The sequence below is a fragment of the Paenibacillus thalictri genome (assembly GCF_004307995.1).
GTDB lineage: Bacteria > Bacillota > Bacilli > Paenibacillales > NBRC-103111 > Paenibacillus_AF > Paenibacillus_AF thalictri.
In genome coordinates, this window is the sequence record NZ_SIRE01000005.1 from 325,483 (window position 1) to 342,810 (window position 17,328).

General features: G+C 51.6%; 14 protein-coding genes. 11 read left to right on the forward strand and 3 right to left on the reverse strand.

The annotated features are described in order from the left end of the window. Positions 1 to 150 precede the first annotated feature (150 nt). Both EYB31_RS08045 and aspA read left to right on the forward strand, forming a co-directional pair. Entirely contained in the window at positions 151 to 876 is a 726-nt protein-coding gene (locus EYB31_RS08045) for a phosphonate ABC transporter ATP-binding protein (protein ID WP_131012769.1), read from the forward strand. Positions 877 to 894: 18 nt separating this feature from the next. Continuing rightward, positions 895 to 2,319, forward strand: a complete 1,425-nt coding sequence (aspA, locus tag EYB31_RS08050) for an aspartate ammonia-lyase (RefSeq protein ID WP_131012770.1) — start codon at positions 895 to 897, stop codon at positions 2,317 to 2,319. 238 nt (positions 2,320 to 2,557) lie between these two features. Here the strand turns inward: aspA and EYB31_RS08055 are convergent, their stop codons facing one another. Beyond that, positions 2,558 to 3,529, reverse strand: a complete 972-nt coding sequence (locus EYB31_RS08055; protein ID WP_131012771.1) for a YpdA family putative bacillithiol disulfide reductase — start codon at positions 3,527 to 3,529, stop codon at positions 2,558 to 2,560. A 193-nt stretch (positions 3,530 to 3,722) separates the two neighbouring features. Here EYB31_RS08055 and EYB31_RS08060 point away from each other — a divergent pair, with 193 nt between their 5' ends. From EYB31_RS08060 to EYB31_RS08075, 4 genes are all read left to right on the forward strand, one after another. Then, the gene (locus EYB31_RS08060; protein ID WP_131012772.1) at positions 3,723 to 4,058 is read left to right on the forward strand and encodes a hypothetical protein; all 336 of its coding nucleotides are present in this window, start codon (positions 3,723 to 3,725) and stop codon (positions 4,056 to 4,058) included. Between the two features lie 74 nt (positions 4,059 to 4,132). Beyond that, positions 4,133 to 7,798, forward strand: coding sequence for an Npt1/Npt2 family nucleotide transporter (locus EYB31_RS08065; protein ID WP_131012773.1), 3,666 nt, complete (start codon positions 4,133 to 4,135; stop codon positions 7,796 to 7,798). Positions 7,799 to 7,947: 149 nt separating this feature from the next. Continuing rightward, positions 7,948 to 8,772 (forward strand): hypothetical protein, encoded by an 825-nt coding sequence (locus EYB31_RS08070; protein WP_131012774.1) that lies wholly within the window; start codon positions 7,948 to 7,950, stop codon positions 8,770 to 8,772. Positions 8,773 to 8,922: 150 nt separating this feature from the next. Continuing rightward, positions 8,923 to 10,257, forward strand: coding sequence for an MDR family MFS transporter (locus tag EYB31_RS08075; protein ID WP_131012775.1), 1,335 nt, complete (start codon positions 8,923 to 8,925; stop codon positions 10,255 to 10,257). 130 nt (positions 10,258 to 10,387) lie between these two features. Here EYB31_RS08075 and EYB31_RS08080 read toward each other — a convergent pair whose 3' ends face one another. Together EYB31_RS08080 and uraA are read right to left on the reverse strand one after the other, a co-directional pair. Continuing rightward, complete coding sequence (locus EYB31_RS08080) at positions 10,388 to 10,840, reverse strand: hypothetical protein (protein WP_131012776.1); 453 nt, start codon at positions 10,838 to 10,840, stop codon at positions 10,388 to 10,390. Between the two features lie 150 nt (positions 10,841 to 10,990). Next, positions 10,991 to 12,262 carry a uracil permease gene (uraA, locus tag EYB31_RS08085; RefSeq protein WP_131012777.1) on the reverse strand — a complete coding sequence of 424 codons (1,272 nt, stop codon included), beginning with the start codon at positions 12,260 to 12,262 and terminating at the stop codon, positions 10,991 to 10,993. Positions 12,263 to 12,449: 187 nt separating this feature from the next. Here uraA and EYB31_RS08090 point away from each other — a divergent pair, with 187 nt between their 5' ends. The 5 genes from EYB31_RS08090 to EYB31_RS08110 all read left to right on the forward strand — a co-directional run bounded on the left by EYB31_RS08090 (position 12,450) and on the right by EYB31_RS08110 (position 17,180). Beyond that, positions 12,450 to 12,848, forward strand: a complete 399-nt coding sequence (locus EYB31_RS08090; protein ID WP_131012778.1) for a hypothetical protein — start codon at positions 12,450 to 12,452, stop codon at positions 12,846 to 12,848. A gap of 168 nt (positions 12,849 to 13,016) precedes the next feature. Continuing rightward, positions 13,017 to 13,877: a MurR/RpiR family transcriptional regulator gene (locus EYB31_RS08095; protein ID WP_131012779.1), complete on the forward strand. Its 861-nt coding sequence runs from the start codon at positions 13,017 to 13,019 to the stop codon at positions 13,875 to 13,877. 3 nt (positions 13,878 to 13,880) lie between these two features. Continuing rightward, on the forward strand, positions 13,881 to 14,909 hold the full coding sequence (locus EYB31_RS08100; protein WP_131012780.1) for a serine hydrolase domain-containing protein: 1,029 nt from the start codon (positions 13,881 to 13,883) through the stop codon (positions 14,907 to 14,909). A 29-nt stretch (positions 14,910 to 14,938) separates the two neighbouring features. After that, complete coding sequence (locus EYB31_RS08105; RefSeq protein WP_131012781.1) at positions 14,939 to 15,979, forward strand: N-acetylglucosamine kinase; 1,041 nt, start codon at positions 14,939 to 14,941, stop codon at positions 15,977 to 15,979. A gap of 220 nt (positions 15,980 to 16,199) precedes the next feature. Continuing rightward, on the forward strand, positions 16,200 to 17,180 hold the full coding sequence (locus EYB31_RS08110) for an aldo/keto reductase (RefSeq protein ID WP_131012782.1): 981 nt from the start codon (positions 16,200 to 16,202) through the stop codon (positions 17,178 to 17,180). The last annotated feature ends 148 nt before the right edge of the window (positions 17,181 to 17,328 follow it).

Here is a 17,328-nt window from a genome sequence, read left to right on the forward strand (position 1 = left end):
AGGTTATGTCGATTTATGTATTTTACCATAAAACGCTGATCTGTAGTAACCGCAGTCCAATTTATGTCGAAATCTATGAATTTCCAATCCGTTTGTATATAATGGAACTGTTGAATGAAGGGGAACGTAAGCCAAAGGAGAGCTTATTCGATGATCATTGTTCGTAACTTGACCAAAACTTTCCCGGCTACCGGCCAAGAAGTTTTATCGCGTATCAGCTTTCAGGTCGACCAGGGGGAGCTTGTCGGCTTGGTTGGTTCAAGCGGCACAGGAAAAACGACGCTGCTGCGCTGTCTTTCTTTGAAAGAATCGTGGACAAGCGGGCAGTATATTTATGACAGCAAGGACATCACGCAAATCGGACTGTTGGAGAAATGGAAGCAGCAGCGCCATTGGGCTTATCTCGAGGAAAAACCGGCGCTTAACCGCAACCAGTCCGCGTACAAAAACGTGCTGCCGTCGTATGTGCCTTATTGGAGGGCCATGCTGGGACTTGTCTCTACGGATGAGCGGGTGACGGTGATGGACTACTTGGAGAGAGTAGGGCTGCTTGACCAAGCGCTGGAGAAAGCGGAAAAGCTGAGCGGCGGAGAACAGCAGCGGGTAGCTGTTGCCAAGGCGCTGCTGCGCGGGGCCAAGGTCATTTTTGCGGACGAGCCCGTTTCCGGATTGGACCCGGAAGCTGCCGAAAACGTGATGAAAGATTTAAAACATATTTGCGTCAAGGAAAAAGTGACGATTATTTGTATTATGCATCAGCTTGAGCTGGCCGAAAAATATGCATCGCGCATATGGGGGCTTAATGAGGGCAGGATGGTTGTCGATATCGCCGGCCGGCGGCTCACGCAACGGGAAAAAAATCTGATATTTTCTTAATCAACTGGAGGGACAGGCATGACGACACCGGAAGTAAGATCAGAGCATGACTTTCTAGGTACCAAATCGGTTCCGATCGATGCGTATTATGGCATCCAGACATTACGTGCCGTAGAAAATTTCCCGATCACCGGTTACACCATTCATCCTGAATTGATTCGTGCTATGGCGATTGTCAAGAAAGCCGCCGCACTTGCCAACATGGAGGTCAATCTGCTGCCGGCGCGAATCGGCAATGCCATCGTACAAGCCGCCGATGAAGTGATTGAAGGAAAGCTCCATGACCAGTTTATCGTTGATCCGATACAAGGCGGGGCAGGGACTTCGATTAATATGAATGCCAATGAGGTCATCGCCAACCGGGCGTTGGAGCTTCTGGGATTGCCCAAGGGGGATTATGTCAGTCTCAGTCCGAATTCACATGTAAATAAGTCGCAATCGACCAACGACGCTTTCCCGACCGCCGTGCACATCTCCGTGCTGTCGATGCAGCACAAGCTGCTGGCGACTATGGAGCAGCTGCATAAGACAATGAGCGAGAAGGCCGTCCAATTCGATCATGTGCTCAAAATGGGCCGGACGCATCTTCAGGACGCCGTGCCGATCCGTCTCGGGCAGCAGTTCGAATCGTACAGCCGGGTGTTGGCCCGGGATATCAAACGGATCGAGCAAGCGAAAGCGCACCTGTATGAGGTCAACATGGGGGCGACAGCCGTCGGTACAGGACTTAACGCGGATCCCCGGTATATCCAACGAGTCGTTGAGCTGCTTGCGGAAATCAGCGGTTTTCCGCTGCTCCATGCCGAACACCTGATCGATGCGACGCAAAATACGGATGCTTACACTGAGGTTTCCGCGGCGCTTAAGGTATGTATGATGAATATGTCCAAAATCGCCAACGATCTGCGGTTTATGGCTTCGGGACCGCGAGCGGGCATTAGCGAGATCAGCTTGCCGGCGCGCCAGCCCGGGTCTTCCATCATGCCGGGCAAAGTTAACCCGGTCATGTGCGAAGTCGTCAACCAGGTCGCCTTCCAAGTCATCGGCAACGATCATACGATCTGCCTTGCTTCCGAAGCCGGCCAGCTTGAACTGAATGTGATGGAGCCGGTGCTTGTATTTAATTTGCTTCAATCGCTTGGCATGATGAACAATGTGTTCACGGTGTTCCGCAGCTATTGTCTGGAAGGTATCGAAGCTAATGAGGCGCAATGCCGGGAATATGTGGAGCGCAGCGTTGGCATTATAACCGCGCTGAATCCGCATCTCGGCTACGAAACGGCCGCCCGGATCGCACGCGAGGCGATTACTACCGGCAAGTCGGTCCGCGACTTGTGCCTGCTGCACAATGTGCTTACCGAAGAAGAGCTGGATCTCATTCTTGATCCATACGAGATGACCAAACCCGGCATCGCCGGAGCTTCCTTATTGGAGCGCGAGTAAACTATTCAAATAGCAGACCACCGGTATACGCAAGGCCACTGAAAAAGTGAACGCTGCATGTGCGAATCATTCTTCCGATCGCTGATTGTCCCCGAATTTCTTGGATTGTACCCACTTATGGCGGGTGAAATTCGGGGACAAAGGCGAACGCTGGCGCTTCTCCAGAATGATTTCGCACACTTAAGCTACTTTTTCAGTGGCCTCGTATGATCCGGTCGGTCTGCTTTTTTAATGTTCATCAGGCATTGGATGCGATATGTTCAGCGATGGCGACCCCGTGATATCTTCCGGTTTCGATAAATACCTCATTGGCGTCCATGCCCGAAGCGATTACGCCGGCGATGTACAAACCCGGCACATTGGTTTCCATAGTCGTGTCGTCAAAGACCGGCAGCCCGTATTCTCCTTGAAATGCCACTCCCGCCCCGGAAAGCAGGTTGCGATCCGGCTTAAAGCCGGTTAACGCAAGCACAAAATCGTTGTCGATGTGCATTTCGGCGCCGCCGGTCGACACGACGATCTGCCGCTGACCGATGGCTTCCACGCGGCTGTTGAACAACATGCGGATTTTTCCTTTTGTCACCATGCTTTCAAAAATCGGCCTGACCCATGGCTTGATGCTTGGGGAATATCCTTCGCCCCGGTAAACGATGGTGACGGAAGCGCCGGCCCGGGTCAGCTCCAACGCCGCGTCGACAGCCGAGTTGTTGCCGCCGATAATGGCGACCTCCGTTCCCGTGTACGGATGCGCTTCGCGGAAATAATGACTGACCTTCGGAAGCTCCTCGCCGGGAATGCCTAGCATGTTCGGATGATCGAAATATCCGGTGGATACGACGACATTTTTGGCGTTATAGTGAATTTGCGATCCCGAACGGTCGGCGGCAATGACCTCAAAGCCGGCGGACGACGGAGCGATGCCGGTGACTTCCTGATAGGCGTGAATGCGCAGCCCGTAATGATGCGCCACCTTCCGGTAATAAGATAACGCCTCCTGGCGGTTCGGTTTCTCATGCGGCGTCGTAAAGGGAATACCTCCGATTTCGAGCAGCTCCGGCGTACTGAAAAATTGCATATAGGTAGGGTATAAATAAATGGAATGCACGATGGCGTGTTTTTCAAGCAGCAACGGCTTAAATCCTCGTTTGTGAAGTTCCGCCGCGGCGGACAAACCGCAAGGACCTGCGCCAACAATAATAACTTCCTCCATGGTTTCCAGACTCCTTTTTATGTCTACTATCCACCATCTTACCTCAAATCGGCCGCGTATCGCTAGAGCTCCGCTCTCTTTGATCATGACGGTCAGCGAAGGCGTCTCGTCCAACCAGTATTTCCCGATTGCCAAAACACGGCGGAACAGGAACAATGGAATAACGGATTCATTGCGGAAAGGAGGACAAAGCATGGAAGACTCAAACGATAGAGAACGGCAGGGCAGAGCTGTCGTTACTTCAAGCGGCATTGTTTTTGCCGGGCGATTATATACATGTTCATTGGCAATAAAAGAGATGTGGTACGAGAAAGCGCGACATAGCGGCGAGTGGGAAGTTCAAGTGGACGTCCGCGGGCCGGAAATGAACGGCATACATATTGTAACACCCGATTTAGAACCTCACGCGGAACACCTGGTGTGCCGGCAAATCGACGGGCCGCCGTCCGTCCATCCCGAATTGTCTGGATACTATGAGCAGCTTCAACAGATCAAAGCGCATCTTGCGGCAAGAAAACACGGAAAATAATTGCGAATGAGCGACTATAGAAAATATAATGATTAGGTAAATCATACTACTTGTTATATTGAGGTGAGGTCGACATGGATAGGAGAGTTTCGTCCGGAACTACGGGCCGGCTGATAGGACGATGGATCCATATGTCGGATCGGGATGAATACAGCAAGGTGATTTTGCTGTTTTGTTATTTGTTTTGCGTATCTTCCGCGTCTACAATCGGAAGAACTGCTGCGGATACGCTTTTTTTGAGCAAATATTCGGCATCCCAATTATCCTACATGTATTTGCCGCAAGCGGCGACGCTCTTATTGGTAGGCTTTTTATTTCAGAAATATTGCGCCAAGCTTAGGATTCATACGCTTTGTGCGGCCGTTATCGTAATCGTATCGGTTTTGTCGTTGGGATCGAGGCTGCTTGTCGGCTTCGGTTTGGACTGGATTCTTCCGGTCATCTATATCGGTTACGATGTGTTTAACTTTTTGATGATCGTTTGCTTCTGGCAATTTGCCACAGCGGTCATGGATCAGCGAAAAGCCAAAAAGCTGATCAATTGGGTCGGCAGCGGAGGCATTGTCGGCGGGATCGCCAGCGGTTTTGGTCTTAAACTAGCCGTAAAGCCGCTTGGCACGGAAAATTTAATATTTGTCTACGCAGGACTTCAACTGTTATGCCTTCTGTTTGTAATCCTTATCATCCGATCGCTGGCGAATCCGCAAACTTCTTTTGCCACGGCTCCGCCGTCTGCGAAGCCGGGACCGGGAAGCGGGGAGAAGAAGAAACAGACGGGCGGTAAAACAGAAAATGCCTTGTTCAGACAAGTGCCCCATTTAAAATATATCGCCATCATCTCGGCTGCGCTCACCATTTCGCTCACCTTAATCGATTATCAATTCAAAACCATTCTCCGGGGTTCTTTGCAAAATGAAGAAATGGCCGGTTTTATGGGCAGTTTTTACGGGTATGCCGGCATATTCGCCTTGCTCATCCAGTTTTTTGTCATCGGCAAAGTGTTTACGAAATTCGGCGTCATTACCGCATTAACCATCTTCCCGTTTATATTATTGACCGGCTCCGTCTCGATATTGTTTGCTCCCGTGCTGGCGCTAGCCGTCATGTTAAAAGGAAGCGACAAGGTGCTGGGGGATACGATTCATTCTTCGGCCCTGCAGTTGGTTATGTTTCCTATTCCCCCTGAATACCGCAGCAAGGCCAAAGGATTTATGGACGGCGTCGTGCGAAACGGCTCCAAGGGAATCGCTTCCATCAGCCTGATTTTGCTGTCTCCGATTTTGACGATCGGCCAGTTTGGTTATATCATCGTTGCCTTGCTCGTCTGCGGGATCTACTCGGTGTTCCGGGTCAAACCTCTTTATTTGCAAATGCTCTTGTCCACTCTGCAAACGAGGAACATTGAACCTCAAGAAGGCGAACTGAACATGCTGGATCCTGCCAGCCAAAGCTTGTTGACAACCGCGCTTCATAGCGGTGAAAAATCGCAAGCGCTTTACGCGATGCGTATTTTACAGAATATCCCGGCTTTTGATCTGAATCCGCATATCCCCGAGCTGCTGAAGCATCCTGCACCGGAAGTGAGGAACGAGGCGCTGCAGTACATCGGACGCAAGCAGCCTGCCGGCTGCGAAAGCGATTTAACAGCCATGTTGGCCTGCGAAGAATCGGCGATGATGCCGCAAGCTTTGATTGCGCTTTCTTCCTACGGCGATGATCAACATCTGGACCTGGTCGGCACCTTTCTGGAAAGCGGCAGGGTAGAGCTGAAGGCGGCGGCTATTGCCGGACTCGTAAAACATTACGGTATAGAAGGCATGTTTCGCGCTGTCGGTACGTTGAAAGAGCTGCTGAAAAGCGAGCGGGAGAGCGAGCGTATCGCCGTAGCTTCCGTCTTCGGGCAAATTGAAATCGCCAGCTTCTATAAGCCGTTGACTTCTTTGTTGGCCGACCCGTCGCACCGGGTCAGAATCGCTGCCTTACAATCCGCCGAGAAACTTACCGTCCCCGAACTGGTGCCGTATATCGTTCCGCTCTTGAAATCGAGCCGAACAAGGCAGAAAGCCATTGAAGCGCTAGGTGCCTATCAGGATAACGTTATTATTCCGACGCTGTTAACTTACTTGCAGCAACATGATATGCTAGCGCAATATATTCCGAGAATATTCGAGCGGATTGGCTCGCAAGTTGCTTTTGACGCACTTCTGGAGCGTTACGGCGAAACAACGTCCGATATTAAAGGATATGTATTGGAAGCGCTCAATCATATGAAAATGGCCAGGCTTCAAGCCGAGCGGAAGACGGTTGAACAGATCATTATTAGCGAAACCGAAAGATATTGGCAGTTTGTTGCCCATACGGAAGGTTTGGACGGTATTGCGCAGTTGAAGACAGTGGAGGAAGCGGCAAAAGACATCCGTTTTCATTATGTAAGCCTTATCTTCCAACTGCTGTCCTTATTATTCGATAACAAGACCATTCAAGCGGTATACAACAACTGGAGGTACGGCGATGCCCGCCGGCAAGCCAATGCGGCGGAAGTTATCGATCAACTGCTGGAAGGAGATTTGCGCACACGCATAACCAAACTCATCGAACCGCTGCCAAGCAAAAACCAGCTTCCGGACGCCGCCGTGGAGAAACATCTGCTGGCGCTGCTCGCCAGTGAATCGGGCTGGCTTAAGCTTTGCATCGCCGAGTCGCTGCTAAGCAGCGAGGCCGCGGACAGATGGCCGCAGGCGGCCGAGAAGGTTCGGCAATCGATGAGCGGCGAAGAGATCGAGCAAATCAGAGAACAGGCGGAAAAAGTCCGCTTATTGCGGCGTGTTTCGATATTCGAAGGCATCTCCGACAAAAATTTATCGTCCATTGCCGAGCTTCTGATGCCGGAGACGGCAGCCCCGGGAGATGCCATTATACGAGAGCGGGAAGCGGGGGATGCGATGTTCCTCATCCAGGAAGGGAAAGCTTCCGTTCACAGAAATCAGGTGTACCTGGCGCAGCTGCAGGAAGGGGAATGTTTCGGCGAGATGTCCGTATTGACCGGCATTCCGCGGACGGCTACCATTATTGCGGAAACCGGCATGAAATTATGGCGGCTTGACTCCTCTTCTTTCTACGATGTGGTGCTTAATGAGACAAGCACGGCCATCGGGCTGATGAAGCTGCTGTCGCGGCGTATTCGCGGGGCCAACAACAAAGCGGTGCAGACTGCCAAAGAAACGGCGTTTCCATATGCTGTCGATGCCGCGGCGGCTTCGGAGACCGTGCCCAAGCCAGTGGAGCGGCAAGCGGACTCGCTGGATGCGCTGCAGTCGTTAAACAGCGAAACGATCCTGCGGAGGGTGTTCCTTCTGCAGAAAATAGAGCTGTTTTCCCAGTTTACGCAGGAGGACTATGTGCGGCTGGCCAAAATGGCTCAGGATGTTGCGCTGCAGCCTGGAGAAACGGTATTTGCCGAAGGCGACGAAGGGGATGCGATGTACGGCATTTTAAGCGGCAGCATCCAGGTGCACAAAGGCGAACAGAAGCTTGCCGAACTAGCCGAAGGCCAGATTTTTGGCGAGATGTCGATCATTGACGGGGAACCGCGTTCCGCCGGTTGCAGGGCTTTGACCCGTACCGAGCTGATTCAAATTACGCAAGAGCAGGTCGCTTATATTTGCTTCCAGAGAATTGAAGTGATGAAAGGCATGCTCCGCGAGCTCGCCAACCGGCTCCATACGGTGCAAAGCCGCTAGAAGAAGCAACGGAATCCCAAGCGCTCGTTGCGGCGCTGCGCGGCGGTCGGCCGACAGCATAAAGGAAGGGCATAGCGGTCATATAAAGGAAATCTATGAATATACTATACTGCGAATCGAATCTTCCATTCCAGATAGGAGAGATTTCCGTGACCGTCTTCCCTTTCCGCGCCGCATCTCATACGGCGCTCAACCGCAAGTTATATGCGCTGCTGCTTTTATTTGCCTTCTTGTTCGGATTCGGCATTGCAGTTAAGCTTCACCTTCACCGCGCACCGGAACCGCCGCCGGTGATCCCGCCGCCTTACCAGTACAGCAAAATGACGGCGTCCAACGGCGTGGTTCTGCACGCCATTCAGACGTCGCCGGATAATATCTCGCTGAAGGCCATAACAACCAATGTCACTCAAACCGGAGAGTTCGGGATCAACGGCGGATTTTTTTACAATGGCGATCTGCTCAGCATTGCGGTTACGGGAGATGTCCCGGCCAAGGGACAGCAGGGGGATTATGGCTCCGGCTGGTATAACACCGACCGCCGAAAAGGCACTCTCGTATGGGACGAAGTAACCCGCCGGTTCTCGGTGCAAATCGCGGAAAGCAGCGACGAACTGCAGGTTGCCGATAGAAATAGGTATTGGGCCCAAGGCGGCGTCAGCATGTCGCTCACGCGTGAGCAGCTATGGCGCGATCAGGCGCTTGCCGAGGACATGCCGGCCTTCGATGAAAAGCGGCTTCGTTCAGCCGTGGTTTATGACAGCGGACAACATGTATGGCTGATCGCTTCGGAAACTAAAGCGACGGTAGAGGAGTTCCGCGAAGCGGTAAAAATGAATGTAGCCAGAGGCACGCTGGTGGACGGCGTTTTTTTGGACGGCGACGGCTCAACCCAATTAAAATGCGAGGAAGCCGAGTTGAAAGGTGATACCCGCGCGGTGTATCAGATGATGGCGTTAACCAAGACACATAGCTAGGATAAGCAGGCTCCTGAGGTGGGTAAAACTTCGGGAGCATTTTTGTTACGCAGCCTAAATATTTATGATATAATCAGGGACGCTGGTAAAAGCTGTTATAGCCGTTGAATGAAAAATGAAGGATTTTATGCTCGGGAGGGGATATTAGCAGTGAACTCAAAAATACCTGTGATGGCCAGTATCGTCTTGGCCATGCTGGTCGCTTCTATGGATACGACAATCATAAATACGACCATGCCGATCATCGCTGCGGAGCTGGGGCATTTCGAATTGTATGCTTGGAGCTTTGCTTCGTATATGATTGTATCGACCGTCGTTTCACCTATAGCGGGAAGGTTGTCCGATCTATTTGGCAGGAAGAAGATTTTTGGGGCGGGTATTCTCATGTTTCTTGTCGGTTCCATGTTGTGCGGATTATCGCAAACGATGCTGCAGCTCGTTGTTTTCCGCGGCATTCAAGGAATTGGGGCAGGGATTATGATGCCGTTCCCGGCCATCATCGCCGGCGATTTGTTTTCCGTTGAGAAGCGGGGGAAAATCCAAGCGTTTTTTACAGGGATGTGGGGCATCTCGGCGATTATGGCTCCGATGCTTGGGGCGATATTCGTCGAATATGCGACGTGGCGTTGGATTTTTTACATCAATGCGCCGATCTGTCTAATTTCCGTGGGACTGCTCGTCTTTTACAAGGAATCGTATGAACCGCGGCGGTCCAAAGTGGATTACGGCGGAGCCGTGTTGTTTGGGGCTGCGATCAGCCTGCTGCTTTGCACAACCGTCGTGGAAAAGTACACTTTTGTATACGGTCTGTTAGGGGTTCTGCTGTTCGCTGTTTTCTTTATGTACGAAAGAAGGCATAAATCTCCGATCGTACCGCTCACCATGCTGAAAAATCGTTCGCTTGCCTGGATGATTATCAATTCATTTCTGGGCTGCGCGGCATTATTCGGCACATCCAGCTTTATTCCGCTGTATTTGCAGAATCAAGGGTATTCGATCCTGGTCAGCGGCGTGGCGCTGCTGGGCATGTCGTTTGGCTGGATGACCATGTCGGTCCCCGCAGGCAAGTGGATTATCAGGTGGGGGTACCGGCCGCTGCTTATTATCGGCAACATCTTTTTGGTATTATCGGGACTTATGCTCAGCATGCTGCAAGAACATACCAGCTACACTTACGTATTTGTCAATATGGTTGTGCAAGGCCTGGCATTCGGTATGCTCAGCACGGTATCCATTATCGGCTCCCAGCAGCTCGTAGAAGCGCATCAGAAGGGCATTTCCACATCGCTGATGATGTTTGCGCGCAATATCGGAACGGCCATCGGAGTCACCATTATGGGCGCGATTGTCAACAAAGCGGCCGATCAGTTTTTTGCCGGCATTCATCATGCATTTATCTATGGATTGATCGTCAGTTTATTCGCTGTATTTGCAAGTTTGTTTGTCACCAAACATAATAAAGAAACGGTCCGATCGGCCGCTTAACGACATACTTATAGCAGGCGGCGCCTTCCTTTCCGGAAGAGCGCCGTTTTTCGGATTCAATACCATACCGGCAACGCGTAAAAAGACCGCCAATGATTCATTGGCGGCCGTTGCTTATATATGTACTGCGTTATACAGCCGCCAAGTAACTGCTGGCTGAAGATGACGTGTGCGCTTGCCATTCCACATCAAAATCCGTTACTTGCAAAAACACATTGCCCCGGCTTGTGGAGAGAGCCAATGTCGGCGTGTCGCTGGGCATCCGCTGGATCATCTTGAAACGGGTTTGAAGGAAAAAGTCATTATCCACTTCCATACATACGTCGAGTTTGATTTTTCCCATCACCTTGTATTGCTGGCAAATATCCGTCTGCTCAGCGTAATACCATTTGATCCCGCGAACTTTGTTCACGTAGACTTTGTTCTCCCGGCCGCTTTCATCCATTAAAATCAGCCGGTACATTTCCACTCCGTGTTCATGGCATCTGTGATTTGCTTCCTCGAGGGCACCCGATTTGCGGCTTGCCTCCACGATTTGCGTTACGGTCAGCTTGATGCATCCATGCGCATAACAATTTGTCATTCGTATTCTTAGCCCCATTCATCTATAGTTTGAATATCTTCTTGAGCTCTTCAAGTATATCGAATGGGCGGTGAGAAGGCTGTCGGATTAGGAAGCGAAATATATCACTAATTATGTCGATCGAAGGTGAATTTAGACCGTATGTAAGGTTTATTCGTTATTCAGCTTCAATACCTCAAGCAATTTGAAGAACAAGCTGAGCAGAATTGCGACAACAGTAGCAAGTGCCATGCCCTTTAGCGACAGCGGTCCGAGGTTGACGGAAGTGCCGCTGATGCCGATAATCAGGACAACGCTGGTCAGGATCAAATTGGATGCCTTCGAGTAATCCACCTTGGCTTCAACCAGCATGCGGATACCGGAAGAAGCGATGACGCCGAACAGCAGCAGCGAAACGCCGCCCATAACGGGGGCCGGGATGGTCGAGATCAGCGCCGCAAGTTTGGCGAAAAACGACAGGATGATCGCCATGATGGCCGCGCCGCCGATAATCCAAACCGAATACACGCGAGTGATCGCCAAAACCCCGATATTTTCGCCGTAAGTCGTATTTGGCGTCGATCCGACAAAACCGGATACGATCGTGGACAAACCGTTGCCGAGCAAGGAGCGGCTGAGTCCCGGATTTTTCGATAAATCGCTGCCAACGATGTTGCTTGTCACAATCAAATGCCCGATGTGTTCGGCGATAACAACAAGCGCTGCGGGGGCGATGATAGCGATGGCGCTCCAGTCAAGCTGCGGCGCGTAAAAGGTCGGGAGCGCAAACATCGGAGCATTGATGACCGCGTCGAACTGCACGATGCCCATCAAGTAAGCGACTACATAACCAACCACGATGCCGACGAGAATCGGAATGATTTTCAAAAATCCGCGAAACATCACATTGCCGACGACCGTAATGAGAAGGGTGATGATCGATACGGTAATCACGGTGCCGTTCGGACTCCAGTCGGCCGGCGCATTCGAACTTGGCTTGATGAACCCGGCCATTTCAGCGGCGACCGGCACGAGTTCCAAACCGATGACGGCTACTATAGCGCCCATGGCTGCAGGCGGGAAAACGACGTTGATCCAATTGGTGCCGACGGCCGAAACGAGCAGCGCCACGGCGGTGAAAATAATGCCCGCGGCGATAAAGCCGCTTAATGCGGAGTTGTAGCTGTGTCCCGCCAGCACCACAAAGACGGGGGAGAGGAACGCAAAACTCGAACCCAGAAATGCCGGAATTTTGCCTTTGCAAAGAATCAGGTAAAACAAAGTGCCGATGCCGTTCATCAGCAGAATCGTCGCCGGATCGACTTTGAATAACACCGGGACAAGCACAGTGGAGCCGAACATCGCAAACAGATGCTGCACGCTCAGAGGCAGGCTTTGCAGCAGAGGCGGACGCTCGTGTACTTGAATAACGCGCTGTTTCATGAAGAAAGGGCTCCTTTCGCATCCTATAAATGCAGAATATGGGCCGAATGGCCGTTTTTTATCGTATCAAATATTGTTTTCCGAGAAAAGAGAATTTTCGCGGCTTGTATAAAAAAATGACGATCAGTGCTAAGATGGTATAAAGCTTGGCCCTGGGACAACACATTCATGAAAAGGAGCGATGGTGATGAACCGCGATTTTATCCAGATCAAAGCGCTTGAAGGCGAACTCAAAATATCCCACAAAAAGTACGATTCCGGCTTGACGGTGTCAACGAAAGAGCTTGTTTGGCAGAAGCCGCATGTCAATTACCACATTCTTCTCGAGCATATTTTCAGCATTGTCCCGTTTGAGCCTCCTGCCGGAAGAGCCATGTCGTTTCATCAAAGTTATTCCGGCAATGAAATTATTTATTCCGGCGCCGCGGGCCTTCCTTTATTTAAAGTTGTGGCCCATAAAGCGACAATTTATAACCGCAGCGGCATGTTTTCATTAGGCTCGACCCAATTTATTATTCCGATTCATCGGGATATGCTCAACGCAATTTCCAAGTACAGCGGAATGGAACGTATCGCAACTGAATAATGATCGGATGATCTTCATAAAAAAGCTTGAGAAATCAAGCTTTTTTATATAGCGGCAATGATTGGCTTTTAGTAATAATATTTCAAAAATATATTTACAAAATGAAATAATATTTTATAATGAATGTATTATCGTGCATAAACGATTAAATATAAAGGATGAGCACACATGTTGAACGGCGGACTGGTCAGTATTAAAGAAGCTTTAAACTCCTTAAAGCCGACGGAACAAAAAGTGGCGAAATATATACTGGAGCACCCCGAGCAAGTGGTAAATATTTCCGTTCAGAAGCTGGCCGAGCTGGCCGGTGTCAGCGAAGCGACGATTGTTCGTCTTGCCCGTTCGCTCAATTTAAAAGGTTATCAGGAGCTCAAGCTGAGAATCGCGGCGGATCTGGCTACCAAACCGAAATACGATACGTCGTCATACCAGGAAATCCAAATTGACGGATCGATCCGCTCGTTGATCGATTCCATTTCGCATAACAATATGCAGTCCATCCAAGATACGATGACGGTGTTGTCGCAAGCCGATGTAGGCAGGGCGATTGAGGCGTTAAGCGGAGCACGCAAAATTAACGTGTTTGGGGTTGGCGCTTCAGCGGTCATTGCCGAGGATTTTAAGCAAAAGCTGACCCGGATCAACCGTTGGTGCGAAACGGGCTTCGATTTTAACTCCGCGGCTACGCTGGCGGCCAATATGACCGAACAGGATGTTGTCTTTGGAATTTCCTATTCCGGCCAGACGGCTGATATTATCGATGCTCTGCAAATCGCCAAAGCCAACGGGGCCAAAGTGGTCTCGCTGACAAAATTCGGCAGCAATCCGGTTGCAGATGCCGCCCATATCAGGCTGTTTACAAGCTCGCTGGAAAAAAGCATCCGCAGCGGCGCGATGGCTTCAAGAATCGCCCAGCTGAATGTCATCGACATTTTGTATGTAGGCATTGCGAGCAAAGATTACGATGAAAGTATTCAATCACTGGAAAGAACACGTCAAGCGGTCAGCAAAGCGAAAAGGAATGGTTGACATATGGAAACGACACGTAAACTGGTTGAAAGCTGGATCAGCGAAAAGCTGATTCCCGGCGCTGTGCTTGACGTTTCGTTAGGCCGCACGTTCCGGGTTCAGCTCGCCTTTGGATCCTACCATGACGGAACCTCGGAGGCCGGCATCTCGCTCGACACCTTATTCGACGCCGCCTCTCTGACGAAAGTGACGGCTACTTTGCCCGCCGTTCTGACGCTTGCCGCTCAAGGCAAGCTTGATTTTGACGATGCGGCGTATCGTTACGTACCGCAGCTTCGGCACCCGAAGATTACGATTCGGCACCTGCTGCAGCATACATCCGGATTGCCCGCCGACCTGCCTCACGTAGACCGCAGTGTGGCAAGAGACGTAAAAGCGCAGCTGTTCGAGCAGGAGCTGCAATCGGAACCGGGAGAACGAGCCGCTTACAGCGATCTCGGGATGATTCTGCTTGGCATGATCGTAGAGCAGGCATCGGGAGAACCGCTTGAACAATATGTTTCAAGAGCCGTATTTAAGCCGCTTGATATGACGGAGTCGTTATTTAACCCATGGCCCGGCTTAAAGCCGAGAATCGCGGCTACGGAGCCCTATGGCAGCGGTTACGTGCATGGCGAAGTGCATGATGAGAAATGTTTTCAGCTTGGCGGCATATCCGGCAGCGCCGGCTTGTTCACAACGGCGGATAATCTTCAGAAATACGCCGCCTGCTGGCTGAATCCGCAAAAGTACGGATTATGGACGGAGCAGCTTGCCGATAAATGCGTAAAAGATCCGGTGCAAGGCCGCGGATTAGGCTGGGAGGTTTGGAATGGACAGCCGGAAGCGCCTTCCTGCGGCGAGTTATGGACCCATGGCAGCTTTGGGCATACCGGGTTTACCGGAACGAGTTTGTGGATGGATCCGCTGCATCAGCTTTCGGTCGTTTTTTTAACCAATGCGGTTCATTTCGGCAGAAAAACCCCAATTCGCTCATTGCGTAAACTGCTGCACAGTTCAATCTATCGTGAATTATTAGGACATATGGGCTGATTCAGGTTTATGAAGGGAAGGACTGGCTAATGAACGCACAAAATAAAATATATACGGAACACCTCCGTTCAACAGCGCTTGGCCGCAAGCGTTATATTGGCATAGACGGCGGCGGAACAAAGACGTCCTGCGTCATTGGCGATGAGTTTGGTCATGTGCTTGCCAGCTGCGAGGGCGAATCGAGCAATGTCAAGTCCAAGCCGTGGGATGAAGTGCAGCAGGTACTGCGTTCTCTAATTGAAAAGGTGCTTAAGCTGTCGGAAAGTACGGCGGATCAGCTGGAGGGCGTTTTTCTTGGCTTGGCCGGATCGGACCGGGAAGAAGAGAAAGCGCCGGTTATCCGCTTTGTCCGCAGCCTGCTGCCGGAAAAAACGGCGGTTACGGTCCATAACGATGCCGTAACTGCGTTGGCCGCAGGAACATGGGGTGAGGCCGGGATCGTGCTGATTTCCGGGACCGGCTCGATCGCTTGCGGTTTTGTGCCGGAAACGGGTAAATATGTACGTGTCGGCGGATGGGGTTATTTGCTGGGGGACGAAGGAAGCGGCTTCGATATCGGACGGCAGGCGCTTGTCGCCGTGATGCGCGGCTTTGACGGACGAGGCGATGAAACCGCATTAACCTCGATGGTGCTGGAGCATTTCGGCGTGGCCGATCCGAATAAACTGATTACTTGCGTATATGGCAAACCGAATGTTCGGGCTGCCATTGCAGACGTTTCCAAGCTCGTTTTCACCGCGGCGAAGCAAGGCGACGGGATCGCCCTGCAGATCGTCACGGAAGCGGCGGCGCAGCTGGCGGAGCTCGTCAGCACCGCCAAAAACGCGATGTATCCGCCCGGGGCCGCCGCTGCACCGGCCGCATTGCCGCTTGTTTTAAGCGGAGGGGTGCTGTCGGACGAATGGTTCACGAGCCGCTTGCAAGCCGCTCAAGCGCTGCGAGCCGGCGGTTTCGAGCTGCGGCCGCTAAAGATCGCTCCCGTAATCGGCTGCTACATTATGGCGCTGAAGCAGGCAGGCGCAGATATTACCGGACAAGTGAAAGAGCAGTTGTCCAAGAAACTCAATTAAACTCGGCGTTCAAGTCCGGCCTCCATGATGGCCGGGCTTTTTATGTTTAAAGGGAGGATAAATAACGGAAAATTCCGGTAAGTGGTTTGCCTACTAACCAATCCGTAACTAAGTATCCCCAGTATAATTAGGTGAAAAAATAGTGCGTACTTCTAAAACCGCAGCAAGGACGATATGATGAATATGGTTCGTCCATTTACAAATCCAGGGAGGTTATAAGATGGAGTACACCTATTTGGGAAAATCAGGTTTGAAGGTAAGCAGATTATGTCTCGGCACGATGAATTTCGGTGTCGATACCGAGGAACAAGAAGCTTTCCGGATTATGGACGCGGCGCTTGATGCCGGGGTCACATTTTTCGATACGGCCAATGTATACGGCGGCGTAGGCTCGCGCGGCAGGACGGAGGAGATCATCGGACGCTGGTTTGCGCAAGGCGGCGGACGGAGAGAGAAGGTCGTGCTTGCCACCAAAGTGTTCGGCGATATGGAAGACCCGCAGGACGGGCCTAATGCAGCCAGAGGATTGTCGGCGTACAAAATCCGCCGCCATCTGGAAGCTTCGCTGAAGCGGCTGCAAACCGACCATATCGAGCTGTACCAAATGCACCATGTGGATCGCAACGTATCTTGGGAAGAGCTGTGGGAGGCCTTCCGGGTTCATGTATATCAAGGTAAAATCGGCTACGTCGGCGCCAGCAATTTTGCCGGCCGCGATTTGGTGAAAGCGCAATACGAAGCGAAAGCGAAAGGTATTCTCGGGCTGGTCTCCGAGCAGCATAAGTACAGCTTGCTGTGCAGACTGCCGGAGCTTGAGGTGCTGCCTGCGGCAGAGGATCAAGGTATCGGCGTTATCGCCTGGAGTCCGCTTGACGGCGGCCTGCTCGGCGGCAATGCGCTGAATCCGGCGCAAGGCTCGCGCAGCGCCCGCAATCAAGGCAGGGTGGAGAAGCATCGCAGCCAGCTGGAGTCGTTCAGCAAGCTGTGCAAAGAACTCGGCGAAAGCGAAGCGAACGTAGCGCTGGCCTGGACATTGGTTCATCCGGCGATGACGGCTCCGATTATCGGGCCGCGCACGCTGGAGCAATTCCAGAACACGCTGCGAGTAGTTGATATTAAGCTGGATGAAAGCACGCTGGCCCGGCTGGATGAAATTTTCCCGGGTCCCGGGGGCGACGCTCCGAAGGCATACGCTTGGTAAAAGCCGAAATGAATATTGAAGTATCGAGGCTAGACATTATAGTGGGTGCTTGAGTTATACGCATTTGACACATGTGTAGGCTCTGAGTACTTTTAGCAGGAAACTTAGCTCTACTGGGAGTGCATATCTTTAGCAGTGATGAGGTTAG